A 7,594-nucleotide genomic window follows, 5' to 3' on the forward strand; every position below is an offset into this window, starting at 1 on the left:
GGGATGAGGGATTTACACCGTGGAACTTTACCTGAGGGTTCGTCTGGCGTGTTCTGAAGGGATGAGCCAGCGCGAGGCAGCGAAGCATTTCAACATATCGCGCGACACGGTTCGCAAGATGCTGTCGTATTCGGTGCCGCCCGGTTACCGTCGCAGCGCCCCGGTGCGGCGACCGAAGCTGGAAGCGTTCATACCGATCATCGATGGCTGGCTGGAAGGGGACCGGTCGGTTCCGCGCAAGCAGCGCCATACGGCGAAGCGTGTGTTCGACCGCCTTCGCGCAGAGCATGGCTTCACCGGCGGTTACACGATCATCAAGGATTACATCCGGGAGCGGGTTCAGCGCAGCCGGGAGATGTTCGTGCCGTTGGCGCACGCCCCCGGCCACGCACAGGCTGATTTCGGCGAGGCTCTGGTTGAGATCGGCGGTGTGGAGCAGAAGGCGCACTTCTTCGTGCTCGATCTGCCGCACAGCGATGCCTGCTACGTGCGGGCCTATCCGGCGGCCGTTGCCGAGGCGTGGATGGACGGCCACGTTCATGCCTTCGCGTTCTTCGGCGCGGTACCGCTCTCGATCGTCTACGACAACGATCGCTGCCTGGTCTCTAAGATCCTTCCTGACAGCACGCGGCGGCGCGCGAGGCTGTTCAGCGCCTTTCTGTCGCACTACCTGATCCGCGATCGTTACGGCCGCCCTGGCAAGGGGAACGACAAGGGCAGCGTGGAAGGTCTGGTCGGCTATGCCCGCCGCAACTTCATGGTCCCGATCCCCCGGTTCGCGACATGGGAGGCGTTCAACCTGTGGCTCGAGGAGCAATGCCGCAAACGGCAGAACGATCGGCTGCGCGGCGAGAACGAGACGATCGGCGAGAGACTGCAACGCGATCTGGCGGCGATGCAGGACCTTCCGGCATCGCCGTTCGAGGCCTGTGACCAGACCAGCGGCCAGGTCTCGTCGCAGGCGCTGGTGCGCTACCGGACCAATGATTACTCGGTACCGGTACGCTTCGGCCACCAGGAAGTATGGATCAGGGGCTATGTCGGCGAGGTGGTGATCGGCTGCCGGGGCGAGGTCATTGCCCGTCATCCCCGCAGCTATAGCCGCGAAGACGTGACCTTCGATCCGGTCCATTACCTTCCCCTGATCGAACAGAAGATCAATGCCCTCGATCAGGCCGCGCCCTTGCAAGGCTGGAACCTGCCCGAGGCGTTTGTGACGCTGCGCCGGCTGATGGAAGCGCGCCTGAACCGTCATGGGGGCAAGCATGGCCGGCGCGAGTATGTGCAGGTGCTGCGCCTGCTGGAAAGCTTCACGCTTGCCGATCTGCATGCCGCGGTGAAGCAGGCCCTTGATATGGGCGCGATCGGCTTCGATGCGGTGAAGCACCTTGTATTGTGCCGGGTTGAACGCCGGGTGCCCAGACTGGATATGGCGATCTATCCCTACCTGCCCAGGACGAGGGTGGAGACGACATCGGCGCGCTCGTACATGCGGCTGTTGTCGGGCGAGACGAAGGACGCGGCATGAGCAGCCCGGCTCCCGAACTGCTGCTCACCAATCACCTCAAGACGCTCAAGCTGCCGACGTTCCTGCGTGAGCATGACAAGCTGGCCCGGCAATGCGCGGCAGAGGGCGTGGATCATGTCCGCTATCTTGCCCGGCTTGTCGAACTGGAACTGATCGACCGGGAACGGCGGATGGTCGAGCGCCGGATCAAGGCCGCGCGGTTCCCGGCGGCCAAGAGCCTCGACAGCTTCGATTTTACCGCCATCCCGAAGCTCAACAAGATGCAGGTGCTCGAACTGGCGCGCTGCGAATGGATCATCCGGCGCGAGAACGTCATCGCCCTTGGCCCGTCAGGAACCGGCAAGACCCATGTCGCGATCGGCCTGGGCCTCGCGGCCTGCCAGAAGGGTCTGACAGTCGGTTTTACCACCGCGTCCGCGCTGGTCAGCGAAATGATGGAAGCACGCGACGAACGCCGCCTGCTGCGCCTGCAAAAGCAGATGGCCGGATACAAGCTCCTCATCATCGACGAGCTGGGGTTCGTTCCCCTGTCAAAGACCGGCGCGGAACTGCTGTTCGAACTGATCTCGCAGCGTTACGAGCGTGGCTCGACGCTGATCACCAGCAACCTGCCGTTCGACGAATGGACCGAAACGTTCGGTTCCGAGCGCCTGACCGGCGCGCTTCTCGACCGGCTTACCCACCACGTCAGCATCCTGGAAATGAATGGCGAGAGCTATCGTCTGGCCCAGAGCCAGGCACGAAAAGCACGCCCCAACCCCTGACAGAAATGACAATCCGGGTGTTGGCGACCCCCGCTCGGGCTACGCCCTCACGGCGCTCGCCAACACCCGGATCAACTGGCCTGGTTTTGCGCCGCCCAATGGCCGACTTTTACTCCGCCGTTGACACTGCAATCCGAAACCAAGAATCGCTGATAATCACCTACGAAACCGATGAAGACGCTGCGCTTGCGCTCTTGCCTGAGGCGGACGAACTCCGCCTTGCCGATCCCTTTACGGCGAAGGTCGTTTTCGTGAAAATGCCGGCCACGCCGTGGGGAGCTTATAACGAGGCTTACCAACTGATCGATTGCACCTGGGACGGGAAGCCCTGCATTTATCCCGTTCGACTGCTGGTCGACGGGGACGTCGGGCTGATGATCGGCCGCGAACTTTGGGGCAATCCGAAAAAATTCGGAACGATCGAGTTCTATCGGGAAAGCAGCCTCCTGCAATGTACTGGAGAGCGACCCCGCGGGAACCGTATCGTGACAGCCATTATGCATCCCGACACGCCGATTGAGGTTCCAACGGTTAACATGGACGTATTGGGGTTCCGCGTCATCCCAAATCCCGAGGATCCGAGTACTTTCTCGCTCGCGGAATTGCTGATCAATACGCTGCGGGTTACCACGACAGCGGCTTGGGCGGGCCAAGGATCGCTTCTTTTCAACGACCCGTCGGACCTCGACCCTTGGTACAAGCTCCCCGTACGCAAAGTGATTAGCAGCGTCTTCACAGTATCGGACGTCGATACAGGGGAGCGCGCGAAGATCGTTAAGCGTTACTGACCGTCGGGCTTGTCCGGGGGGCTGTCAAAGGCACTGTCAAAAGGATGGCCGTTCAGAGGCGTCGCTGGTACCCGGCCCCTATGAGCAAGGCCGATAATCCGTTCCGTTATTTTCATTCTTCGCCCGACATCATCCGCATGGTGGTGATGCTATACGTGCGATATCCGCTGTCTCTGCGGAACGTTGAAGACCTGCTTTTTGAGCGGGGCTACGACATCTGCCACGAAACGGTTCGGCTATGGTGGAATCGTTTCGGACCGATGTTTGCCGCCGACATCCGGCGCCAGCGGGTAAACCGGATGTGTGGCTTTCGCCAGTGGCGTTGGCACCTCGACGAGATGTACGTGAAGCTGAATGGCGAGATGGTCTACCTCTGGCGCGCCGTTGATCACGAGGGCGAAGTTCCCGAGAGCTTTGTCACGAAGAAACGGGACAAATCCGCGGCTCTGGCTTTCATGAAGAAGGCATTGAAGCGCCACGGCAAAGCGGAGAAAATCGTCACCGACGGCCTCAGATCCTACCCGGCTGCGATGAAGGATCTCGGCAACGAAGACCGTCGCGAGATGGGGAGGTGGCTCAACAATCGAGCCGAGAATTCACACCTACCGTTTCGACGAAGAGAACGTGCCATGCAGCGATTTCGGCGAATGAAGTCGCTCCAGAAATTCGCCTCCGTCCATGCATCCCTTCACAATCATTTCAATTCGGAACGCCACCTCATCGATCGACAGACATTCAAGGCTCGTCGCTCGGCCGCATTGGCCGAGTGGCGGAATCTTGCGGCATAAGGGCGTAGTCGTCCGGGCTTCATTGCGCCAGGTGGAGACGAGTTCGCATTGGACTGACACCACCGGCGTGAGAGTTTGAGCCTGAGTGCGCCAAGTGGAGACAAGTGGTCATCCGACTGACAGCACCTTCCGCATGCCCGCGAACTTGGCGGTGCGTTGTCACATAATGGCGGTACTCATTCCGTACGCCTCGTCGATGACTGAAAGCCCCGGGCCGGATGACCTCGGGCCGGAAGCGGTGGCCCTTGAAGGAATTAGGATTAATTCCGTTCTCATGGCGCGGCACGGCGGTGCGCCGAAGGTGGGGACGGTTTAGCGTTTGACTGAAAGTCCCACATGAAGTTACGGCAACGTCCGAGTGTCGCGGCCAGCAACAAAGCAGCAGGGCCAGGTTCTGTTGATTTCGCGCGGATAAAAAACTAACAACCGAAGGGTTGGAAGAGGATAGCGCATGGCGATCGACGAGCGCGAGTACAACTTCGTAGTGGTTGGAAGCGGCGCTGCGGGCCTGGTCGGCGCCATCACTGCCTCCATGATGGGCCTGCGTCCTCTCATAGTCGAAAAGGCTGACGTATGGGGTGGCACGACTGCCATTTCGGGGGGCGTCCTTTGGATCCCCGGAAATGACCTCATGGTGCAGGACGGCGATGGCGCGGGTGCTGCCGACACTTATGTGCGTGCGCTGCTGGGCGAAGTGACCCCGCGGGAAACTGCCAAGGCCGAAGCTTTCCTCTCGGCCGCACCTGAAATGGCGCGCATGTTGACAGACGAGGGGCTAAACTGGATCCGAAGCCGAACACATCCCGATTATTACCCGCATGTCCAGGGCAGCAGCGTTGGCCGAACCCTGGAAGCGGCCCGGTTCGACGGCAAGACGCTTGGCAAAAGATTCGAAAGCATGCGCGCCGCCGAGCTCGATCTGCCTGCGATCACCAGCGACCAGTTCGGCACCGTAACGAGAGCGAAAACCGCTCTCGGACCGTTTCTCGGAACCGCGGTGACCGTTGGAAGCTCCAAGGTCCGCAGCTGGCTTGGTCAAAAGCCCTTGGGGAACGGTCGCGCGCTTGCGGCGTCTCTGATGAAGATCGCCATGGCTCGCCGGATCCCGATCCGGCTCTCCACACGTCTGGTCGAGTTAGTGGAGACAGATGGGGCGATTACCGGGGTCGTCGTCGAGAGTGAAAACGGACGGGAAAAACTGGACGCTCCGGCGGGGGTGCTGCTCGCCGCTGGCGGCTTTGCAAGAAACGCCTCACTGCGGAAAAAGCTGCAGGACAGAGATCGGGTCTGGACAAACGCAATTCCCGAAGATGAAGGCGATGCATATGTCGCAGCTACTGCAGTCGGCGCCGACGATGAGCGAACCGACGATTGCTGGTGGATGCCCTCGATACAGGTAAGCTCATCGACAAGTGGCCTTGCGCTGGGACTGCGAGCTCTTCCGGGCAGCATTGTCGTCAATGCCGAGGGGCGTCGCTACATGAACGAGGCCGCGTCCTATATGACCACCGGGAAGACCATGTTCGAGAATGGTGCCGCAGATGCCGACCATTGGCTGATCATGGATGGCAAGTTCCTCAAGCGCTACATCTTTGCGGAGTTGTCTCAGAAAACGATCCGGGATCGCATGATGGCAGACGGATTTTTGAAGCGCGCCAGCAATATCACTGATCTGGCGAGGCAGTGCGGCATGGATCCGAGCGTACTCGAAGCCACGGTCGCGCGCTTCAACGGCTTCGCGCGTGCAGGGCGCGATCTCGACTTCGGACGCGGCGACACCGATTACGATCGCCATTGGGCGGACCCCAATCACAAGCCCAATCCCAGCCTCGGAGAAATTTGTCATCCACCTTTCTGGGCAGCAATCTTGCGCCCCGGCGACCTGGGCACGAACGGAGGTCTGAAGACGGACGAGCGGGCTCGCGTTCTGGACGGGTCCGATCGGCCGATTGTCGGGCTTTACGCCGCAGGAAATTCGGCCAGTTCACCGTTTGGCCGCACATATCCCGGGGCCGGGGCTACGATCGCGGCGGCAGCGACCTTCGGTTACATAGCAGCAACGGATGCGGCCAGACGGCTCACGAACGCACCGGTTGAGGGGTCTACATAGCTCGCAGACCGGGAACGAAGATCGATGACATCCCTGACGCAGGAGGGATGCACCCGGGCCGATGTTTTTCGCAAATTGCAGTTGCTGCGAAAACTCGATCCGCGGTGGGGGCGTAAACAGCAGGAGGATGTAATGGGTAAAGAAGATGAGCAGCGAAACCTCGCAACGGCAGAGGCGCTTTATGCCGCGACAGCGTCCGGCGACTGGCAAGCGGCGGAGCGGCTGCTGTCCGACGATCTCGTGATCACGGAAGCCAGTACGCTTCCTTATGCCGGCATCTATCAAGGGCGGGGCGCGCTGCGCGAGCTTTACGATAAAGTGCTCGCATCATCGCTCGGAGGCGCGACGATCAGCGTGCTCGGCAAATTGTCAGGCGGCAATCACGTTGCCTACCTCCTCGAACTGGTGCCGCCGAGTGGCGAGGCGCTTCAACTCGTGGAGGTGTTCCACTTCGGTGAAGACGGTAAGGTTACCGAGATCAAGCCCTACTATTTCGACTCCGATGCGGTGAACCGCGCGGTGTCCGGCGCATAGGCGAGACTGACGACAAGACATGAATGCAAGCGTAGGTGTCATTGCACAGTTGGTGAATTATTTCTCATCTATATAGGTCACAGATAGCCATGGATTGCCGCCCGCAACTAATTAAAGATGCCAAGGAGATGCTTCTCCGGCTTGATGCCAAGGCGCCTACACCTGCTCCGGAAGTAATGAGAGTAGCGTCTTCCGCATATACCGATCCTGAATTATTCGAGCGTGAAAAGCGCAACCTGTTCCAGCGGGTCCCGCGGCCTTGTCAGAGCAAATGTACCTGATTGAAAATTGAGTGTTCGAGGGTAGGGCAATTGGATGCCTCGTCCTCGAAAACCAGCCAGTCCGTTCCGCTACTTCAACTCCTCACCCGAGATCATCCGGCTCGCAGTCCTGATGTATGTTCGGTTTCCGCTGTCGTTGAGGAACGTCGAAGATCTGCTGTTCGAACGAGGCGTCGACATTTGCCATGAGACGGTTCGGATGTGGTGGAACCGGTTCGGTCCGATGTTCGCCGCGGATATTCCTATGCAACGTGTCAGCCGAATGAAGGGCTCAAGGCATTGGCGCTGGCACCTCGACGAGGTCTTCGTGAAGATCAACGGTGAGCGACATTACCTCTGGCGCGCCGTCGATCACGAAGGTGAAGTGCTGGAGAGCTTCGTCACGAAGAGACGGGACAAGGCTGCGGCTCTGGAGTTCATGAAGAAGGCGCTGAAGCGGCACGGAAGAGCTGAGACAATCGTCACGGATGGGATGCGTTCGTACCCTGCTGCTATGCGGGAACTTGGAAATCTTGAACGCCGCGAGATGGGAAGGTGGTTCAACAATCGCGCCGAGAATTCACACCTGCCATTCCGACGAAGAGAGCGAGCGATGCAGCGATTTCGGCGAATGAAGTCCCTCCAGAAATTCGCCTCGGTTCATGCCTCTTTTCACAACCACTTCAATTCCGAACGCCACCTCGTCGATCGACAGACCTATAAGACCCGCCGCTCGGCCGCTTTGGCCGAGTGGCAGAAGCTCGTGGGCTAAGACCTGCTGCTTCCAGGGATCGCCGCGTCATTCTGAGACGAGTTGCGGTT

Annotated in this window: 7 protein-coding genes; all 7 read left to right on the top strand. The window is 59.8% G+C overall.

Annotated elements, in window-relative coordinates:
• Window positions 1–19 precede the first annotated feature (19 nt).
• A complete protein-coding gene (gene istA / locus A9D15_RS09215; RefSeq protein WP_082924210.1) occupies window positions 20–1,528 on the top strand; it encodes an IS21 family transposase in 1,509 nt (502 codons plus the stop codon).
• Window positions 1,525–2,292, top strand: coding sequence for an IS21-like element helper ATPase IstB (istB, locus tag A9D15_RS09220; RefSeq protein WP_066761576.1), 768 nt, complete (start codon window positions 1,525–1,527; stop codon window positions 2,290–2,292). The genes istA and istB overlap by 4 nt, the downstream gene beginning before the upstream one ends.
• Window positions 2,293–2,390: 98 nt before the next feature.
• The gene (locus A9D15_RS09225; RefSeq protein WP_066764268.1) at window positions 2,391–3,080 is read left to right on the top strand and encodes an acetoacetate decarboxylase family protein; all 690 of its coding nucleotides are present in this window, start codon (window positions 2,391–2,393) and stop codon (window positions 3,078–3,080) included.
• 80 nt (window positions 3,081–3,160) lie between these two features.
• The gene (locus A9D15_RS09230) at window positions 3,161–3,868 is read left to right on the top strand and encodes an IS6 family transposase (protein WP_066764270.1); all 708 of its coding nucleotides are present in this window, start codon (window positions 3,161–3,163) and stop codon (window positions 3,866–3,868) included.
• 451 nt (window positions 3,869–4,319) lie between these two features.
• Window positions 4,320–5,978: an FAD-binding protein gene (locus tag A9D15_RS09235; protein ID WP_066764272.1), complete on the top strand. Its 1,659-nt coding sequence runs from the start codon at window positions 4,320–4,322 to the stop codon at window positions 5,976–5,978.
• Between the two features lie 24 nt (window positions 5,979–6,002).
• Window positions 6,003–6,512, top strand: coding sequence for a nuclear transport factor 2 family protein (locus tag A9D15_RS09240; protein ID WP_082924383.1), 510 nt, complete (start codon window positions 6,003–6,005; stop codon window positions 6,510–6,512).
• Window positions 6,513–6,827: 315 nt separating this feature from the next.
• Entirely contained in the window at window positions 6,828–7,544 is a 717-nt protein-coding gene (locus tag A9D15_RS09245; protein ID WP_066764275.1) for an IS6 family transposase, read from the top strand.
• Window positions 7,545–7,594: the final 50 nt, after the last annotated feature.

Source organism: Croceicoccus pelagius (genome assembly GCF_001661915.1).
GTDB classification, from domain to species: domain Bacteria; phylum Pseudomonadota; class Alphaproteobacteria; order Sphingomonadales; family Sphingomonadaceae; genus Croceicoccus; species Croceicoccus pelagius.